Source organism: Pedobacter sp., assembly GCF_965279535.1.
In the GTDB taxonomy this organism is placed as follows: domain Bacteria; phylum Bacteroidota; class Bacteroidia; order Sphingobacteriales; family Sphingobacteriaceae; genus Pedobacter.
Window position 1 is genome coordinate 5,078,664 of record NZ_OZ257244.1, and the last position, 20,326, is coordinate 5,098,989.

The following is a 20,326-nucleotide window of genomic DNA, read 5'->3' on the forward strand; positions in this document are numbered from 1 at the left end:
TTATAAGGGTGTTAATTCTGACAATAATTGTTTAAGATCTATCTTTCCACTGTTATTAAATGGCAAGCCGGGTTTATTGATAATTAGATTCGGAATATAATACGCGGGTAACTTTTGTTTCAGATAATTTTGAAGGCTGGCTTCACTAAAATCTTTTAAAACAACAAATGATATGATTTTATCCCCAATGCAGGTTGTGATATTGGTAATACAGCCATATTCGCGTAATGCGTAATCAATTTCACTTAAATCAATGCGATTACCTTTAATTTTGATTTGAGAATCCTTTCTGCATCCGTAATAAAGATTATTGTCAATATATTCAACATAATCTCCTGTGGAATAAGACCATTTTTTAACCTCATTAACAGATATCTCTTTAAAAGCTGCGGTTTCGGTATTGCTTTTTATTCCAAGGTAGCCACTGCCAATGCAATCGCCTAAAATAATCAGCTCGCGTTGTTGCTCTTCTTTATCCTGAAGCATTAATTCATAATTTGGCAATGGCTTCCCTATAGAAACTGTGCTGGTACAGTATTGCAGGTAATCGTTTTTGGTTAATTTTTGGTAAGTAGCGTATATGGTTGCTTCTGTAGGACCATAGAAGTTATATATCAGCAACTCCGGATTTGCGTCAAAAAGTAATTGAACCTGGGAAGGAAATAGGCGTTCACCTCCAAAAATCATGGTTTTAACAGTACCTAAGATCTCTTTGTTGATATGGTTGGTTTTGAGCATTAAATCAATTGCACTTGGAACCGAATGCCATATGGTTATTTTTTTATCCTTTATAATTTTACCCGGAAGCAGTTTTTCTGCTGTACCAGGAAAAGGTATAACAGCAGCACCACTTATGATGCCTGTAAATATATCCAGAAGGCTGATATCAAAGCCCAGATTAGAATATTGTCCCCAGATATCATTTGATGATGCATTAAACTCTTGAATGCAAAATCCTATAAAATTATTCAATGATTTTCTTGGAATCATTACCCCTTTAGGCAAGCCTGTTGAACCCGATGTGAAAATAACATAGGCGGTTGAGTCGACGTTTCGGACATCGAATTCAAAATGGGGCAGTACATTGCTTACATTTTCAAAAAATGATTTGGGTGTTGTTAACCGTTCGCTTATATCAGTGTCAGGTATTTCTGTATCAATGATTAAGTCAGGTTCAAATTGCTTAATAAAGTAAGCTTTCCTATCTTCGGGCAAGCCTACATTTACCGGGCAAAAGGTAGTGCCAGCCAGATATGCAGCCCAAATCAATGTGTATGCATAAAATCCCTGTGGGGCAGTAATCAAAACTTTATTGATATTGTGCTTTACAAAGTATTCCCTGGCATATAAACAATGGTTGAGGAATTCCGAATAGGAGTAGCTGTTTGATTTCTCAGTTACTGCTGTTCCATTGTTTTCATAATGGGTTTGGAGAATTTTAATTAAGTCCATAGTTTGTTTAATTTTTAATTATTAAAAAGCTTAGTTATCGCCTCTTTATCAATTTAGCGGGTACCCCAGCCATGATGCTATAAGGATCTACGTTTTTGGTAACCACACTACCTGCAGCGATAATAGATCCTTTTCCAATGGTTACGCCAGAGAGTATAACACTATTGGCCCCAATCCAGCAATCATCGGCTATGGTAATGAATTTTCTTTCCACCCCTTGTTCATGCATTGGGATATCAGTTCTTTCGAAGTTGTGGTTTTCGGCAAAAAGCCCCACACGTGGCCCCATCATAACATTATTGCCGATATCGATAAAACCCGAACAACCGATATAATTATAGGTACCAATGCTGGAGTTATTACCTATTTTTAATCCTTCACCAACCTCACCTCCATACGCATTTGAAGGTCGAATAATGGCAAAGCGGCCAATGGTTACCCGATTACCAATGGTGATGTTTTTTGATGACATACAGTTTACCTCTGCATAATCTTCAATTATTAAATCATTGCCAGCATAGAGATGATTAGCATACCGAATGGTTGCACCCTTCCCAACCATAACCAGGCCCTTGGTTTTACCCATAAATAAGCGGGCATAACTTCCTCTCAACGTATAAATCAATACGGTAAACAGGGTGCTGATTATATCCCGGCCAGACCAGCCGGAAAACCTGTTTTGGAGTTGCTCGGTATATTTAAACTGTGCCATTTGAGGATTGTTTTAAGGGCCCGGCCTCATCATGTCGTTTAATCACACGGGCAGGGTTGCCCAGTGCGGTAGTATTTGCCGGAATATCTCTTACCACCAGCGATGCTGCGCCAATCAAAACATTGTCCCCAATGGTAATTCCTCCAATAATGGTTACACTAGCTCCCACATCAACATTGTTTCCGAGCCTTGGCGGTGGGGTATAGCTGCCATCTTCATGTTTAATGATTCCTATTGTTGTTAAATGCCTGATGGTACAGTAATCGCCTAAAATTGCATCGCCATGTATAACTGTTCCATGCCCATGCTCTAACCTAAGCCCCTTACCAATTGTTGAATTCCAGTGTATCTCAATATTTAAGAACCACTCTACAAAAATCCGATAGAACAGGAGGTACCAGAAAAAAAGTATAACGAGTATTTTCTGGCTTCGTATCAGTGTGGCCAGCCGATACAGTGCGAGTACAATTCGTCCTTTGATATTTCCCTTGTTTATTTTCCAGTCTTGAAAAATATGATAGGTCTTTCTTTGTGTAGTTTTATTTGGGGTATGATTAAAAGTTTCCATAAAGGCATTCCGTTTGTAATAATTATTGTGTGTTTTTTTTTCGATTTATGTGTTCAGATTTGGTTAATGCGCTATAAAATTTCAAAATACTGCTGTAGAGGAAAGGCGAAAATCTGAACAGTGTATAGCCATATTTATATCTCTTGCTCACAAATCTTCCTCCTTTGTAGAAATCAGCATAATGCAGGAGGTTTTCTTTAATTATGCGGTATTCTTTGTCGTGTGCTTTACTTGACTCTACCAAAATCATATTCAAATTGATCATGTTGATGTTAAAATCGAAAGCCTTGGCTTCATCCACATGATGGGGCAGTTCGTTTTCGCAGATGTTAACGATATTACGGGTTAGGAGCAGGGGCTTCATATATTTCTGGTTAAATGCAGCCTGGCTAAGTGAATTGTCCCTGATCATGTAATCATATAAAATACTGTCGTCGTAAACTGTTTTGTTTGCTGCTTTTAATGCCTCAAAATTGTAATAGGCATCTTCAAAGATTGATAAATCAGGTGCGAAATAAATGCCTTGAACGGTTTCTCTTTTATAAATTTTATCGTAATTACTTAATAAAATCTCACCACCAAACAAACCCGTAATTCCTTCGTCGCGGTTATAAACTTTGATGGTTTTATTGCCTCCAAATAATTGAACTTTATCCGGTGAAATCCTTTTCACTCCACATATTGATATGTCGGCATGGTGTTTTTTGATGTTCGTAATTAAAACTTCATACATTTTGGTATTCAAAACGTCGTCGGCATCAACAAACCCAATATATTGGCCTTTTGCTACTGCTAGACCAGCATTTCTGGCCGATGATACACCTTTATTTACCTGGTGGATGACAATTATTCTAGCATCTTTTTTTGCAAATTCATCACATTTTTTGCCACTGTCATCGGTGGAGCCATCATTAACCAAAATCAGCTCAAAATTGGTCATAGATTGACTTAAGATAGACTCAATGCATACATCCAGGTATTCGGTTTTATTGTATACGGGTACTATAATGGATAGCTCGCTCATCACTTTATCAATTAAATTCTAAGGCATTAATGATGCATCTTTCATACTGTTCTTTGGAGAAAAATTGGTTTACCCTTTTGTGTCCATTATCGCCCATTTTTTTGCGGAGTTGCCCATCAGATACCAGCTGAGAAAAGGATTTAACCGCTGTTTCTGCATCGTTCCAGGGGATTAAAATCCCTGTATTCATATTGTCTACCATTTCCAGCGCCCCTCCGTGTGCAGTTGCAACAACAGGTTTATTACTGGCCATAGCTTCAAGAACCACTGTAGGTAAAGGATCGGGCAAAATAGAGGGTAGTATAAAAATGTCCAAGCCTTTTAAAATATTGGGTATGTCTTTCCTGAAACCTAGATCCAGCACTGTATTTTGAAGTCCTCTTTTTATGATGATCTCTTTCAGCTCATCCTGGAGATATTCATATCCGGGATAGGCATCGCCAGCCATTACGAATTTGATGTTGTTAAATTGTTTTGTGAGTTGAGTAGCCAGTTCCAGAAAGTATTTCTGTCCTTTCCAGGCATTTACCCTTCCCACCATGCCAATTAAGATGTGGTGGGGTTGAATGTTAAGTTCTTGCCTGATGGATGATTGATCAATCGCATATTCCGAATAATCCAGGCCATTGTGAATGGTCAGAATTTTATTACGTTCAATGTGCTTTGACCAGTGCTTTTTTACTTCATCAGATACCACCAGCACTTTATCACTGTATTTGTTGATTACCTTGCCTATTATTAAACTGAATAGGGCGGGCTTTTCAATAATTTCATGAATGTGCCAAATGTGCTTAACATTGCATTTTTTTGCCGCAAAAGCACCCACCAAAACGCCTGCAGTATTAGAATATACTGTATCAATTTTCTTTTGATTGATGATTTCAATCAATTTCTTTTTGGCAGTTTTAAATGCTGAATAACGATTAAATAGTCCGCTTATATTGAAATATTTACGCCTTAAAATGCCGAGTTTTAATACGATAACCTCAATTCCTGATGCTGTTAATTGTTGGATTAAAGGTCCATCATCAGAAAGTACCGCGGTTACGTTATAGCCATTTTTTTTAAGCAATGAAGCCGTAATCAGGAAAATTTTACTCGCCCCATAAACATCAGAAGAGCTGTGTAACATTAAAATATTTGGATGCTGATTTTTCATTAAATTAATTGTCGATCAGGTTTTATGTGTGTAAAAAATCTTTTTAGGAATAAACCAACCATCAAAATCAATAGCCAAAATGTGATAAATAAGAGGTAAGGATTGATGTTTGCTGATAGGAATGTGTATGTTAATACTGTGGCGGTAATGGAAAAATATACCCTGAGCGCATATTTCAAGGTTATAATCTGCCGTTTAATTAATATAATATCCTGAATGATGTGTAAAATAAGGAAAGAGATAAAGATTGAATAATTGATTATACTCAAAGACTTCACATAGTAAAAGCCTATAAACGTTAGGATGAGGTAAACAACAATTCCTATTAGGTTTAATAGCATATCTAACTTTTCCAATTTCATGGCGATTAAAACGTTGGCCTGGAGTAGAAAAGTTGGAAACACAATCATGGTTAGAAACATTTCAGCTGTGTATTGAGCTGTTTCGGTATAGGTAGATCCAAATGCGAAGGGGATAAGGATGCTGGAAAAAGAAAATATGAAAGTGAATGAAGCTAATCCGAAGATTAAATAAATTAGATAAAATTTACGATAATGGGCTTTGAACTCCGACTTATCCGGCAATTCGAAAAGTTTTACAAGTGAGGGAAAAACGGAGGATGATAATATAAGTGGGACCAATTGCGCCAGTAGAAATATTTTAAATGAAATTTCATAGTTGGCAACAGCTGTATCTGTTAGCAATTTGGAAATAATAATGCTGGCTATCCGCCAGTATATAATTGAAATACTACCAATTACAATAAAAGACCAGTTGTTAGAAATGAGTGTTTTCAAATCCTGGTAGCTTACTTTGGTTTTAATGATGGTTGTAAAATTTACCAGATGTTTAACACCAATATTGATAAACAAGTAAAGCGTGGCAAACCGTACTGCAACAATCATTAAACAAAATACCATCATTGGCATGGGATAGAAGATTAATACAACGCTTATCAGAAATCTTAATACAGCATCTATTAATAATATTCTAAAAGTCTTTTTTTGTTCGAAATCGGCTATGTTTAAGCTTTTTATAGCAAAAATTATATTATCGAAAACTACATTTATACCCAATACAACAGATAATTCTCTAACCAGCTGGCCATCGTAGATGAAATAGGCCAATGCTAAATTAACGACGTAGAAGAAGGTGCCGGAATAGAATTGAATTTTTAGAAATTTGCTAATGAGAGACTTTTTGTCTTCACTAATCAGATATTCGCGAACAAACCATTGTCCAAGTCCCAATGTAGAAAAAGCGGCAACGATTTGATATAGTGTATTGGCAATTAAAAACTGGGCGAAATCAAAAGTAGAATACTTTCTGGCCACAATGACAAAGAATAAACTGAGCAATACGTTTTGTGTAAAGCTTGATACTAATCCCCATATGCTATTCTTAAGGACGGGAGATTCATTTATCTTATGGATGAACGCGCTAATTTTCATCGTACTTGTAATTTGCTGAGCCATAAGAAGAGGATATCAAGATGGAGATGAGTGTTACTACAAAAATTCCTATCCTCAAATCACTAAATGAATACACGGTTACAAAGGCTACCAGCCAGCAAATGAGGCTTGCAGACACAAAGAGTAATATTTTTTTTCCATCAGCAAAAACAGGATTTATGATTACATAAAAGGCATTTATTACAGGAACAAAAATTAAAAACAGGAGCAGTATAAATCCGAGGACTCCAAATTCGACCAAAAGCTTAAGATAACCGCTTTCAGGGTGGTCCATGTATTCATACGTTCCAAAAAAAAGCCAGAACTGATCTTGTGCATGGAGGGAAACATAGTTTTGGTAGTTGCCAATCCCTATGCCTAAAAGGGGGTTTTGAAGGAATATTTTGTAGGCTCCTTCCCAATAGGCATATCTCACGCTGGCCGTATCGTTTACATCAGCACCCCTGTTAAATATGGCAAAATGATTGGCGAAGAATACTGCAGTGATGATAACAATTACAGCGCAGGCAATACCCAGTATTTTATACTTTTTATCGCCAAAGAGAAACAGTATGATCATGCCTACGCATAAGCCGGTAAAAGCTGCTCTAACACCTGTTAAAAAGAGGGAGATGATGACCAGAAAAAATAAAGCCTGACCAATTAAACTGTTTATTTTTTTTGCCGGATTTTCAATAAGAAATATGAAGCTGCTCATGGCTAAAAACTGACCGTATTTCTGAGGATCCTCAAAGTAACTGGGATAGCGGATAATGGAATCGTATGCAGATGCATTGAGATTAAGTTTATATAGCGCTACAGAGAGTCCAAAAATCAATTGCAGGGCTAGAAACCCCAAAGAGAACAAGCAGGAAAACTTAAGTCCTTTTAAAATATCGTAAATAAAAGTGGGTTCCTGATGTAATTGTCTAACCAATATGCTCGCATAGATGAATACGGTTACAAACTGAGATAAGAAAACAAAAGATCTGGCTATAAATTCCGAGTGTAAACTACCAACTATTAAAACTACCATTAACAAAAAACTCGTTGCAGTATAAAGTGTATTGATACTTCGCCAGTTCTTAGGTTTACCAATGAGTAGAATAACCGTGAAATAACTGATGATATCAAATACTTTATAACCACCCCAATCTTGAGTAGTTATAAACAAATCCATAAATGGAAAAAGAAAAACGGTATATAATAAATAGTTCTTTTTTATATCAGCTCCCATTAAAACAAAAATGAAATAGCTTAATACAGAAAGAAGGCTTATTATATTTTTAATGTCCATTGTTTTTTAATTGTTTCACGATGGGTGATTTTATCCGTTTAGGATGAGGTTTAATTTAGGTAAGCGATCTTCATTAAATAATTTGCCAACCAGGCTTAACTCAGATTTTTTTGTAATATCTTTTCTGATTACAAATAATGTTAATTCTGCCTGCCCGGCGAAAGCATATGCATCTGTGTAGACTCCAATGGGAGGGGTATCTATGATAATATCTTCGTAAATGGTTGTCAAATGGCTGAGCAAGTCCATTATTGCTTTACTTTCAATGAGTTCAGAAGGGTTATTAATGGTTTCGCCTGCGCTTAGTACATCCAGATTGTTTATTTTAGTATGTTGGATGATTTCCTTTTTGGAAGCTTTCATATTTAGGAAATTGGTAACACCTGGCGATGCCTTTGGTAACTCAAAAAGTTCGATAAAGCAAGGGGTTTGCAGGTTCAATTCTACGATAATTGTTTTCCGGCCTGATGAGGCGAGGGAAGTAGCAAGATGAGTGGCGATAAAGCTCTTTCCTTCACCATGTTTGCCTGATGTTACTACCGTGATCCGCCCTTTTTCCCTATTCCCGTGCAAGTAAGCGATCTCAGTCCGAAGTCTTCTAAATTGTTGTGACAGGGCCGAACTGTCGCTGTGTTGCAGTAACGATTTAGCATTTTTTGGGGCTGTCGTGATTTCAGATAATATGGGTTTCGCTAAGGCATCTTCCACCTCAGCAGGGAAAGAAATGTTATTACCCCAAATTTCCTTTATAATGATGATTGATGCGGTAATAACCAGGGCTATAATTAATGCCAGGGCATAAACAAATGGTTTTTTTGGCCACACGACTGCTTTTACATAGGCCATTTCAATAATATTTGCGCTGGCTAAAGTTGGCGCGTAACTTAATGCAACTTCCTCCCGTTTCTGCAAAAGATAGGTGTATAAATTTTCCTTAATTCCTTGCTGTCTTTTGATGCTGATGTAACCCCGTTCCTGCCCAGGTAAGCTTTTAATGGCCGACTCAACCCTGGTGTTCACATTTTGTAAGCTGCTTTTCATGTTTAACAGCGATAGCCTGATGTTTTTGGTGTTTTCTTTAATCGCTGCACTTGTGGTTTCTATTTGCTCATTTATCGGGTCGAATAAATAGTTAGATTCCGGTGTAGTGGCAAGCAATTTATTTCGTTCAAGCTGAAGTGCTGATAATTGATCGATCAGATTGGCGAGGCCCTTATCTTCAATGCCGATGGAGGCTGGGACACTATTTTTCTTAATGGCCTCTTCTATGCCATCAATTACCTGTAATTGAAGGTTAACTTCATTTAATTTACCATCATTTGACTGCATGTTTTGCAAGTAAATGTTTGACTCGGCCGAAATATCAGTTAAGCCATTACTGCTTTTATAGCCTTCAATGTTTTTTTCAACTGAGGTTAATTCCCCACTCAATAAGCCCAAACGTTCATCAATAAATGCCAGGGTGTTCTTAATCAATTTGTTTTTTTCATCGGTGCTGTTATTCTTGTATTCAGCTATCAAATAATTTAAGAAATCCTTTCCTCTTTGGGGATTTTGATCTTTGTAACTGATTTCGATAATGGGGGCTAATTTATCAACGAGCCTGGTTTCCAGGTTGGATTGATACCTTGTTATTATCTCTTCAGCGTTATCAAAGTTTATTGAGATTGTTGCACCAACATATTTTTTAATCGTTTTTGTGCGCTGGATCATTCCTGATCCCAAAGTACTTTTAAATGGTATGTTGAAAGGCACTTTAATGGTATTTTCTCCTAAAACCAATTCAATATTGTTGGTGTCCAGTATTTTTACATGGGCTGTTCCCTGATAAATGGGTAGGCTATTAATAGGTTTATAGCTGATTGGCGAGGTATTTCCCAGTTCTTCATTACTTGAATCATGATAAGTGCACCAGGCGTTAATATCTGTTATAACCCTTGCAATTAAGGGTCGAGATTTAAGTACTTCCATCTCAATCTCTACCTTTTTAGAAGTATTGGCTAAATCTATTTCGTCGAGCGCGGCCTTTTGTTTTTCAACTTTATCTTTATCTGCTATTACCAGCGAGGCTTTTATTTCGTATACAGGACTTACAATTTTCAGGTAGGTGAATGCTATCAAAAGCGCAATGATGATGCTAGCCAAAAAAAGAGGCCATTTAGGCAGGTACCTCAGCAGGATAATGGTTAATACGTTTTGACTTTTAACCTGTGAATTCATTGCATGTGACATTTTATTATTCATCAGCTTATTTATGGAGGGTAGAGAACACAATGGCAATTACGGATAATGCAGAAACGATTAGTGTTCCGGTCTGGAAGCCACGGCTTACCTGCGCATATTTGGTTTTTCCGGGCTGAACATAGATTACATCATTGTTTTTGAGATAATAATTGTTGGAAGTATAAGTGTCTTTTGAGGTTAAATCTATGGGTATTACTGTCCTTTGCCCGTCAATTTCTCTAATTAACATGAGACTGCTTCGCTTTGCGGTAATGTTTAAATCGCCAGCCAGGGCCAGGGCTTCGGTTACAGTGAGCCTTTCATTGGTAACGGGAAATACTCCCGGATGTTCAACATCACCTAATACTGAAACTTTAAAGTTTAAGATGCGAACGGTTACATTTGCTTCTTTTAATAAGGATGAAGCTTTTGCAAGAATTTTCTGCTGCACTTCCGAAGTGGTCATTCCGGCAACATTGGTTTCGCCAAGAAGTGGCAAAGTGATGTTTCCCTTTTGATCTACTAAATAGCCTAAAACCGGGTTAATTGGGCTTACATCGAAGTTACTTCCATTGGTTCTGGTTAAATTATTATTGAAAATGGCCGATGCTTCGGGGTTTAAACTGGTGATGTTTATTCCAAGAATATCATTTTTTTGAACCGTTAATGGCGAGTAATTTTGTATAGGAAGTACTGAATTCAGTTCAGCATCTTGAAAATAGGGTACTTGTTTGTATGCGCTGCAGGAGATAAGCAGGCAAGACATTACAATTAATAAATAAATAATGGGTTGATTTCTCATGATGAAAGTTGAAGCTTAGCTTCTTTTGCAGTATGGATAGCGATGAAATGATCTTCGTACTGATCAATTATCTTTTTCCAGCTAAACTGTTCTTTGATTTTAAGGTTGTTGTTTATCACTAAATCGAGGTATTTCCTCGATGATTTATCTGTATGGTTGAGTTGCTCAGTAATTTCATCCGATGAAGTAAAGTATAGTGCATCATCTCCAAGGATATAGCGGTTGAAATCATTGTCATTTGCTGAAATTAAGCTTGATGAGGCCATGGCCTCCAATAAAGAAGGGTTTGTGCCACCCACAGTATGTCCGTGAAAATAGAGATTGGAAAAGTACCGAAGGTTATTGAGCGTATCTAAATCATATACCCCTCCAACAAATCTGATTTTGTTACAAGATTTATATTTATCCTTTAAGTAATTGCCATATTTGGTTTGGTGCTTACCAATAACCAAAAAAGGTTTATCTGTAGTGGATTTAGCCATTCCGTCAAGTATGACCTCTATACTGTTTTCGGGTTCTAGCCGGGCTACAAGCATATTGTACTGGTATTTTGATACGCTATAACCATCCAGTTTATTTTCGTTTGGATGATTGAATAAATGAGCACCATAGGGAATGTAGGTAGAGTGAACATTATACTTTTCATTAATGTATTTTTGTATACCTATCGAATCACTTATCAGGTGATCACTTGATTTAACGGCTAATTTTTCGGCGAAGAGCAGAAACTTACGCACAGATTTCCCAAATTTGGTCCTTTTCCATTCTAAACCATCCATGTTTGTGGTAAGAATTGGATTTTTTGGTAGGAACTTGTACCATATAGAACTACTGGTATAGCCGAGTTGTAAAATAATATCGAGATGATGTTTTTTTAAATCTCTGATGCAATTAAAATCATAAATAAACTGTCCGATGGTTCCGAGTTTAAATTCCGGATCGAAAACGTGTATAAGCTTAACCCCATTCCAAATTTTTTCCTGATAAGGATGATTGTGGGAGTTGTAAACGATCACTTCATGGCCTCTTTCTACTAAACCTAAAGCCAGATATTCTGCAAACTGCTCAAAACCCCCATAATGGTTTGGAATTCCCCTCGTACCTAAAATAGCTATCTGCATGAAGTCATTATGATTAAGTTTTTGTGTCAAATTAGCCTTGTTAAAAACCTTAATTTGAGCTTTACGAAAGTATTTATATTAGCAAGCTGGTACAATAGCCCTTTAATACTAGCGGTTAGCAGGAAAGGGCATCGGATGGGATTTAATTAGCCCCTAACATTAGACCGGACAATTAATTGACGTTAGGGAAATAATGATTGGTATAAAACTATAAAAGGTTCCTGCCGATGGCAGAAACCTTTTATAAATGGAGGGGTGTTTGGTTAATTAAGCATTAAAACCACCATCAATTGTTACCCAGGAGCCAGTAATATGTTTGCCTTCTTCGCTGGCCAGAAAAGCTACCAGTCCGGCAACATCATCAACACTTCCATAGTTGGAGAGTGCCATTCTGCTGCGTTGCTGATCAGCGTGCTGGCTATTTGCCGGGTTCATGTCGGTATCTGTTGGGCCGGGTTGTACCAGGGTAACTGTAATGCCTTTTGGGCCTAAATCACGAGCGAGACCCCGGGTAAAGCCTTGCAGGGCTGATTTGCTCATCGTATAAAGTGTGGTTTGAGACCTGATGGCGTTATCGCCCATGTTACTGCCGATGGTAATGATTCGTCCACCGGTTTTCAGGTGTTTTACAGCTTCCAACGCAGCAACGTATACCGCTTTAACATTGATGTCCATTATCTGATCATATTCATTTATGGTGTGCTCTTCGAAATCCTTACCGATATAAATGCCGGCATTGTTCACCAATATATCGAGACCACCAAATTGATTAACGGTTTTATTTACAGCATTGATGATATCTGTGGATAGGGCACTATCGGCCTGGATAGCCAATGCTCTTCCGCCTGAAGCATTAATCTCTTGTACCAACAATTCGGCTTTGTCGGCCGAACGGGTATAGGTAAAGGCTACGCTTGCGCCATCAGATGCCAAACGGAGAACGGTTGCTGCACCGATACCACGGCTGCCACCAGTTACTAATGCTACTTTATTTGCTAACTTTTTCATGATTTGATATTTTTTTAAAAACTATGACACAAACCTAAGGCCCTTATTTTATATTTGTAGGCAAGCAGCAAATTGTTAGGTACTAACAAAATAGTAAGAAATGAGAAAGGAAACTTCTACGAACGCTTTGAACGAAAAACGCCTCACTGACACCTGCGGTATGGCTGTAGCTTTACGGGTAATTGGTGGCAGGTGGAAGCCTGCCATTTTGTGCAGACTGGCTTATGGCAGGATGCGTTATGGCGAGTTAAAAAAGTCTATTGAAGGTATTTCTGAGCGTATGTTGGTTGCCCAATTGCGCGAGTTGGAACAAGATGGTGTAGTTAGGCGAATGGTGTATGCTGAAGTGCCGCCACGGGTGGAGTATGAAATGACTGAGCTTGCCGAAAGTATGCGACCTATGTTAAATGCCATGTCTGAATGGGGTAATCTGCATCGTCGTTTGAATCCTAAGGAATCAGTTTCCGAGCATGTTGAAGTATAAATTGCTGGCAGCCTGATTTCGCCTTTAACTTTCCGTTCTCAAAATTTTTAATGGAGGTTGGTTGAGGATGCTCCTGGTGCTTAGCACACCTGTGATCAACACCAGTAAGATAACAGATGAAAAGAGCAGTAAGGTTGGTAAAAATGGCGGAATAAACGCAGCATCAAAGCTAAATCTGGCGAGTGCCCAACTTCCGCCAAAAGCTAAAATTAGTCCGGCCCCAGCTGCAAACGCACCCAAAAAGAAGTATTCAATTGCATTGATCATTATTATTTGTTTTCTGCTGGCGCCCATAGTTCGCAGTAAAATACTCTCTTTTATTCGTTGGTTTTTACTGGTAAGCACAGCCGATATCAAAACAATCCAGCCAGTTACCATGCTGAATCCCGCCATAAACTGAATAACGAAGCCAATTTTACTTAATAACTCATCCAGCAATTTTAAAATCAGATCTAAATCGATAACAGACACATTAGGGAATTTTTGTACCACTTCTCCCTGAAAACGAGCCGATATTTCACCTGACGGAACCCGGGTCATCAATACATGGAATTGAGGGGCTTCTTCTAATACGCCGGCAGGAAAAACGACCCTGAAATTGGTTTGCATTCTGCTCCAGTTCACTTCTCTTAAACTTCCAACAACGGTTGGAATCATCATACCCTGAACATTGAAAAGTATTTTATCATTTAACTGCACATGAATCTGTTGGGCGTATCGTTGATCTAAGGAAATATAAACGGTTTCATCTGGTTCTATTTTTCCAGTCCATTTACCTGCTGTGATTTTCTCTGCGGCAGTTAATGTGTCCTGGTAAGTTGCCCTGATTTCATTGCGATAAGCCCGGCGGTTATTGGTGTCGGCACTGGCCTTTTTTCCATTAATTTCTTCAATCCGCATGGTAATTACCGGAACCCGGTTCATTAAAGGCAGTTTAAAAGCTTTGGTTAGGCTATCCAGTCCTTCTTTCTGGGTGTTTTGAATATCAAACATCACCATATTAGGTTGACTGCTTCCTGATGAAAGGGTAACCCGATTCATTAAAATGCCCTGTATAAAGAATAAAGTGCATATAAATGCGGTGGATAAACCGATAGAGACTGTTAACATTAATGTTTGATTGTTTGGCCGATAGAGGTTGGCAAAACCTTGTCTCCACAAATAGCTTGACGAATCAGGCAACAGTTTGCGGACAAGAAACATCAGTATTTTGGATAGTACGATCAATAAGATAAAGGCGAGGGCTATGCTTAACGAAAATGCCGCCGTTTGTATCCAGGTTTTCATCTGTAAATGTGTAAAACCGGTAATGAAAACAGCCATAATCAGGTAAACCAACCAGGTTAAGAGGTCTATCTTTCCAGTAGTTTTTTCGAAAGACATGCGGATAGCATTTAAGGGTGAAATCTTTCTGACCGATAGGAGGGCGGGGAGCGCAAAAAGAATGGAGATAATTAATCCGAGCAAAATGCCCTGACCTACTGCTGACCAGGATACCTGCATGCTCAGTTCGATGGGTAAAAAATCTTTTAATACCCAAGGTAACAGAAATTGAATTCCAGTGCCCAGAACAGCACCCAGAACTGCAGCTATGAGCCCAATAAAAAATACCTGAATCACATAAATGAAGAAGGCATGTCTGGCTTTCAGGCCTAAGCACCTTAACGTGGCAATAGCTTCCAGTTTTTCCTGAATGTAGACGTGAATGGCACTTCCTACGCCCACACAGCCCAGCAATAAGGCTATAAAGCCGGATAATGCCAGGAAGCGGTTCACATCTTTGAATGATCTGCCGGTTTGTTCCTTTCGCGATTCTACAGTATCGGCATCGAAACCTTCTTTTTCGAGTTTGCTATCTTGTTTTTTTACCCACTCATCTATTTTTGAAGGGTCGTTATATCTGAAGTAAAACTTATTGTTTATCCTGCTTCCGGTTTTAATGAGGTTGGTTGCTTCAAGAAATTGGAGCGGAATATATACCGTTGGAGCTATACTGGATCCAATTCCTGTTTGTCCGGGTGCCTTGGTAAGTGTACCCGAAATATTGAAATTAAGGTCGCCGATTTTTATCGAATCGCCAACTTTGGCATTAAACTGAAGCATTAAAGTTTGATCTACCAATGCATTTCTCCCGCTTTGAAAGTTTTTTGCGGCGGCAAGCGGTATCGTTTCTAAGGCACCGTAATAGGGATATTTTCCTTCAAGTGCTTTCATTTGTACCAGCCTGCTACCTCCACCTTTTTCAAAATAAATCATCGAGGCAAATGTTTTTTCCTGAGATCGCTCATCGCCAAGCGTGTCGAGCATTTTTTGCATTGATTTGCTTACGCCTTTTCTGCTATCTAATACCAGATCGGCTCCTGTAAGCTCTTTTGCCTGGGAATCAATATCCCTTTGCAGGTTATCTTTAAATGAATAAACAGCCACCAATGCGGCTATTCCTAAAATTATAGAAGAGATAAAAAGAAATAATCGAGAACGGTTTTTTCTGCTGTCGCGCCAGGCCATTTTAAACAGCCATGAAAGCTTTATTTTTGGCTTGGGAAGTGTGTTAGGCATAAGTTGGGTTTTCGTCTGAAATGATTAAGCCGCCTCTGATTTTTATACTTCTGCCGGTTAGTGCTGCCAGTTCGAGATCGTGTGTTACAATTACCAGTGTAGTTCCGGCATCTTTGTTCAAATCGAAAAGCAGTTTAATTACCTTCTCACTGGTTTCTGCATCCAGATTTCCGGTAGGTTCATCGGCAAAAAGAATGGCTGGTTGATTGGAGAATGCCCTTGCCAATGAAACCCGTTGCTGTTCACCACCTGAAAGCTGAATGGGATAGTGATGCGCGCGATCGGCTAAACCCACTTTATCCAACAAATCCAGGGCATGAGCCTTAATGTTTTTTGCCCCCCTTAGTTCCAGCGGAACCATCACATTTTCGAGTGCAGTTAGGGTGGGTAGAAGCTGAAAATTCTGGAAAATAAAACCTACATATTGATTTCTAACGGCAGCGCGCTGGTCTTCATTTAATGTTTCGAGTGCTATTCCATTTAATTCCACTGTACCACTACTGGCCCTATCTAAACCAGCACATAAACCTAAAAGTGTTGTTTTTCCACTTCCGGAAGGACCTGTTATGGCAACCGTTGAGCCTGCCGATATCGAAAAATTGATTTGATCTAAAACCGTTAATTCGCGTCCTGCACTTTGGTAAATTTTACTTACATTTCGAATGTTCAATATGCTTTCCAATAGTTGAATTTTTTTAGGGTTTGCGTAAAGAGCTGCACCAAACATAACAGCGATGTTGCTGTTAAGATATTGGTTATTTAATTATTAGATATACACTTACAGCATATGTTACGAAAACGTATAACAGGTCTTTTTGTTTTGAGTTTAATACTGTTAAGCTGTGGTAATCAGCAAAGCAAAGGCAATCACGATCAAACTTTAGATTCTTCTGACCAAAAGTCACTCAATACAACTAAAGCAAAGAAAAATATTCTGTTTTTTGGAACCAGCTTAACTGCAGGCTATGGACTTGATCCTACTGAAGCTTATCCGGCACTGATTCAGAATAAAATTGACTCGTTAAATTTACCATACAATGTAATTAACGGTGGTTTAAGTGGCGAAACATCGGCTGGCGGAAAGGCCAGGATAGATTGGTTACTGAAGCAGCCTGTATCCGTTTTTGTATTAGAATTGGGTGCTAACGATGGTTTACGCGGATTGCCAGTTAGTCAAACCACTAAAAACTTACAGGCTATTGTTGATCGGGTAAAAGCTAAATATCCAGATGCGAAAATGGTACTTGCCGGTATGCAGGTTCCACCTAATATGGGTGCTAAATATGCGCAGGATTTCAAGGATATCTTTCCTGCCCTGGCGAGAAAAAATCAAATGATATTGATTCCATTTTTATTAGATAAGGTTGGTGGCGTGCCGAGATTAAACCAGGCAGACGGCATACATCCTACAGCAGAAGGTGATAAAATTCTGGCAGAGAATGTATGGGCTGTGCTTGAGGGTGTTTTGTAATAAGAATTTAGCCTAAAGAATTCGTTATAATGATTAAGAACTGAATGGAAAAGAGATTAAATCTAAAAGACGGAAGCGGAAAAAATCAAAAATCTGTTTCTTGGTACGAGCATTCTGATAACTGAATACTCGCTCCTGATACTTGATAATCCAATCTTGATACTTGATACCCCAATCTTGACACTGATACTGGATTCCCATCCCAATACTATCAAATCTCATTACCCAAATTTACGTACCCTGTATATCAGTGAAAGCATAAAATACCTGCCTAATCTATTTACCTGCCTGTCTACAATCACGTTGTCGAATACATCTCTGGAAATACCAGAATTCTGATCGAAGAGGTCGAAACCTTCTACACGTATCGCTGCCATGTCATTTTTCATGAATTTATATTCCATGGAAAGACGTAAAAGTGTTGGATTGCGAACGGCACCATTATTAAAGCCCGAGTTAATCTGTTTGCTGAAATCATAACCTAAAGTGAGGTCTTTGAAAAAGTAATTTCTACCTTCAATACCGTATTCAAAGCGGTTAGACTGGCGTGCTTCAAATGCCGAACTGGAATAGTGTGTTAAATTCTGTGAATAAGATGTTTCTATCTCAAAGTTGGTGATATCCTTAAGATCTACCCTAAATTCCAATTCCTGGCGCCATGACACGTTTCTGGCCTCGATGCGGCTATCATCGGTAAAAGAAATATTGTTGTTGAGCTGCCCTGATCCAGAATACCCAATGGTAAATTTTCGTTCAGGAGAAAGTGGTCTGCTAATATCATAATCACCCTGAAGGGTATAATATCCATCGGTATTGGTATAGCTGGTAAGCTGATTAACCGTGCCTGGAACACGTTGTTTGATGGTTACGATACGGTCGTCTGTACGGTCATATCTTAAATTGGCTATGATTACTTTGCCGGCATTCCAATCAGCCTGTTTATAATGCGCTACAATGCTGTGAATAAATTCTGGCTTCAGGTCTGGATTTCCGGAAACGATGTTTTGCAAATTTGAATTGTCTGCGATAGGCTGGAGTTGTAGAAATCCTGGTTGATTGTTTCTACCCCAGTAATTAATATCAAGAGATTCCTGGTTCGAAAACTTATAGGAGAAGCGGCCAGATGGGATAAAATTAAAGGTTTTGTTAATTGTTTGAATGTTGCCACTCAGATTTTCACCACGTAAAACTGCGGGTTGTGCATTTAAACCTAGTGTATAATTGAGTTTTTCGCCAATGTACCTGTAATTTAATCCCGCTCTGTTGGTAATGAATTGATAATCATAAATGTTGCTTAGGTCTGGATTAAACGTTTGGCTTCCGGCAACTACATCATATACATCTCTGGAGCTGTTAGTGGCAGAACGATTCCAGCTGTAATTGAATTCAATAAAGGTCTTTTTCCAAAGCGGTTCCATGTATGATGCACCAACATTGAGCCCAAGGTTTTTGTTGTTCTGCCCATTGATTTGGTTTTGCACAACAGAATCCGTTGCTGTGCTATGTATATTGATATATTTATTATAAACATCTCTGTCGCTATCACCGTTAGAATAGTTGATATTACTCCAAATGGTTAGGTTACGTCCTTTTTTTGGAAACTTATGGTTGAAAAATGCATTGGCGCGGGCATTTATGTTATTGGAATTGCTGAAATTGGTACTTTCTCTGCGCGTAAAAAGTGTATCCTGTGTAATCAACGATCCTCCTGCGGTGTTGCCATTGTTCGTGCTATAGTTAAAGTTTGGAGAAATCTTTAGGTAGTTCATGGTATCGATTTTGTATTCGAGATTACCACCAAACCAATGGCTGCGGTTGTCGCTCTGGCTGTTGTTGCGGGCATCTTCCAGGCGGCTCAATGGATTTTGCCCTGCATCTTGCAAGATATTTTGGGTATAAGTTGAGCTGATAGTATTGTTTTTATCCCTGTTGAAATTGTAAGCTGCATCAGCAGAAAGTTTGGAACTGAACTCGTTTTTATAGTTAATTCCGGCTGCGTTTCGGGTTGTAATACCATCACCACCGCCTCCGCGCATATTTGCATTGGCAATTGTACCATCAAAAGATATTTGCTGTTCGCCTTTGAGGCTATTTCCACGGAGATTGGTGTTGTACCTGTCAGAATTACCCAAACCTGCAGATGCTCTTGCAAAATATCCCTTTTTCTTATCCTCTGCGATGGTAAGATTCAATACTTTCTCCGGTTCACCTGTTTTAATACCTGTTAATTTTGCCTGATCGCCATAGTCATCTATAAATTGAAGGTTTTTGATAATGTCGGCAGGAAGATTTTTGATGGCTGTAGCTACATCAGTACCAAAAAAATCTTTACCATTAACACGAATTTTAGTTACCGGTGTGCCTTGACTACTTACATTTCCATCTTTATCAACCTTAATCCCGGGTAGTTTTTTAAGCACTTCGTCTACTGCATCACCATCCCTAACAGGAAATGCTTTGGCATTAAAGCTTACAGTATCTTCTGTAACCTTAACAGGCGGGGTGCCGGATATAACCACACCATCCAGGGTATTGGAAGAAGGTTTTAATTTGATGTCACTGATATTGAGTGTATTACCTTTTTCGATAACATATTGTTTGATAAAAGTATCATACCCTATGAATGCTGCAGATAAGGTGAATTGTTTAGATTTAACTTTACCAAATGTAAAGGTGCCATCAGGATTAGCGGAGGTTCCGATACTATCGGTACCTGATTTAATGCGCACTACCGCACCTGGAAGTGCCAGGCCTGCAGTATCCAATACAATGCCTTTTACAGTATAATTTTGTGCGAAACTATTGCTGAAAATACCTGCAAAAAGCAAGAATAGCCAAATCGTTTTAGTAAAAACCTTCATGAATGTGTTTGTGTGTGCCATAAAAATACAGCAAGCTTTCTTAAAGCGCTTCAGCGTAATCAACATGTTACTGATTGGCTAGTTAAGATATTTTATAATTATTGTCGTTTTGACATTTAAAAATACGTCAGGAT

15 protein-coding genes and 1 pseudogene are annotated in these 20,326 nt (G+C 38.5%); 2 read left to right on the forward strand and 14 right to left on the reverse strand.

Going from position 1 to position 20,326, the window contains the following annotated elements:
- The 11 genes and pseudogenes from ACQY77_RS21150 to ACQY77_RS21200 all read right to left on the reverse strand — a co-directional run bounded on the left by ACQY77_RS21150 (position 1) and on the right by ACQY77_RS21200 (position 12,817).
- Positions 1-1,452, reverse strand: a complete 1,452-nt coding sequence (locus tag ACQY77_RS21150) for an AMP-binding protein (protein ID WP_421940332.1) — start codon at positions 1,450-1,452, stop codon at positions 1-3.
- A gap of 37 nt (positions 1,453-1,489) precedes the next feature.
- Positions 1,490-1,645, reverse strand: a pseudogene (locus ACQY77_RS21155) (DapH/DapD/GlmU-related protein); the annotation flags it as partial.
- Positions 1,646-2,150: 505 nt separating this feature from the next.
- The gene (locus ACQY77_RS21160) at positions 2,151-2,732 is read right to left on the reverse strand and encodes a serine O-acetyltransferase (protein ID WP_421940331.1); all 582 of its coding nucleotides are present in this window, start codon (positions 2,730-2,732) and stop codon (positions 2,151-2,153) included.
- 22 nt (positions 2,733-2,754) lie between these two features.
- Positions 2,755-3,756, reverse strand: coding sequence for a glycosyltransferase (locus ACQY77_RS21165; protein WP_421940330.1), 1,002 nt, complete (start codon positions 3,754-3,756; stop codon positions 2,755-2,757).
- 7 nt (positions 3,757-3,763) lie between these two features.
- A complete protein-coding gene (locus ACQY77_RS21170) occupies positions 3,764-4,915 on the reverse strand; it encodes a glycosyltransferase family 4 protein (RefSeq protein ID WP_421940329.1) in 1,152 nt (383 codons plus the stop codon).
- Positions 4,915-6,366, reverse strand: coding sequence for an oligosaccharide flippase family protein (locus ACQY77_RS21175; protein ID WP_421940328.1), 1,452 nt, complete (start codon positions 6,364-6,366; stop codon positions 4,915-4,917). Before ACQY77_RS21175 ends, ACQY77_RS21170 begins: the two co-directional genes overlap by 1 nt.
- A complete protein-coding gene (locus ACQY77_RS21180) occupies positions 6,356-7,603 on the reverse strand; it encodes an O-antigen ligase family protein (protein WP_421940327.1) in 1,248 nt (415 codons plus the stop codon). The genes ACQY77_RS21175 and ACQY77_RS21180 overlap by 11 nt, the downstream gene beginning before the upstream one ends.
- Before the next feature lie 90 nt (positions 7,604-7,693).
- The gene (locus ACQY77_RS21185) at positions 7,694-9,883 is read right to left on the reverse strand and encodes a GumC family protein (protein WP_421940326.1); all 2,190 of its coding nucleotides are present in this window, start codon (positions 9,881-9,883) and stop codon (positions 7,694-7,696) included.
- A gap of 28 nt (positions 9,884-9,911) precedes the next feature.
- Positions 9,912-10,688 carry a polysaccharide biosynthesis/export family protein gene (locus ACQY77_RS21190; protein ID WP_421940325.1) on the reverse strand — a complete coding sequence of 259 codons (777 nt, stop codon included), beginning with the start codon at positions 10,686-10,688 and terminating at the stop codon, positions 9,912-9,914.
- The gene (locus tag ACQY77_RS21195) at positions 10,685-11,809 is read right to left on the reverse strand and encodes a DUF1972 domain-containing protein (RefSeq protein ID WP_421940324.1); all 1,125 of its coding nucleotides are present in this window, start codon (positions 11,807-11,809) and stop codon (positions 10,685-10,687) included. The genes ACQY77_RS21190 and ACQY77_RS21195 overlap by 4 nt, the downstream gene beginning before the upstream one ends.
- A 267-nt stretch (positions 11,810-12,076) precedes the next feature.
- The gene (locus ACQY77_RS21200; protein ID WP_421940323.1) at positions 12,077-12,817 is read right to left on the reverse strand and encodes an SDR family NAD(P)-dependent oxidoreductase; all 741 of its coding nucleotides are present in this window, start codon (positions 12,815-12,817) and stop codon (positions 12,077-12,079) included.
- A gap of 100 nt (positions 12,818-12,917) precedes the next feature.
- Between ACQY77_RS21200 and ACQY77_RS21205 the strand changes: the two genes are divergently transcribed.
- A complete protein-coding gene (locus ACQY77_RS21205; RefSeq protein ID WP_421940322.1) occupies positions 12,918-13,301 on the forward strand; it encodes a winged helix-turn-helix transcriptional regulator in 384 nt (127 codons plus the stop codon).
- A gap of 24 nt (positions 13,302-13,325) precedes the next feature.
- On the opposite strand, the gene ACQY77_RS21210 is transcribed toward ACQY77_RS21205, so the two are convergent.
- Together ACQY77_RS21210 and ACQY77_RS21215 are read right to left on the reverse strand one after the other, a co-directional pair.
- The gene (locus ACQY77_RS21210; protein ID WP_421940321.1) at positions 13,326-15,860 is read right to left on the reverse strand and encodes an ABC transporter permease; all 2,535 of its coding nucleotides are present in this window, start codon (positions 15,858-15,860) and stop codon (positions 13,326-13,328) included.
- Entirely contained in the window at positions 15,853-16,542 is a 690-nt protein-coding gene (locus ACQY77_RS21215; protein ID WP_428430085.1) for an ABC transporter ATP-binding protein, read from the reverse strand. Before ACQY77_RS21215 ends, ACQY77_RS21210 begins: the two co-directional genes overlap by 8 nt.
- Positions 16,543-16,647: 105 nt before the next feature.
- Here ACQY77_RS21215 and ACQY77_RS21220 point away from each other — a divergent pair, with 105 nt between their 5' ends.
- Positions 16,648-17,331 (forward strand): arylesterase, encoded by a 684-nt coding sequence (locus ACQY77_RS21220; protein WP_421940319.1) that lies wholly within the window; start codon positions 16,648-16,650, stop codon positions 17,329-17,331.
- A 221-nt stretch (positions 17,332-17,552) separates the two neighbouring features.
- Here ACQY77_RS21220 and ACQY77_RS21225 read toward each other — a convergent pair whose 3' ends face one another.
- Positions 17,553-20,192 carry an outer membrane beta-barrel protein gene (locus ACQY77_RS21225; RefSeq protein WP_428430087.1) on the reverse strand — a complete coding sequence of 880 codons (2,640 nt, stop codon included), beginning with the start codon at positions 20,190-20,192 and terminating at the stop codon, positions 17,553-17,555.
- Between the last annotated feature and the right edge of the window lie 134 nt (positions 20,193-20,326).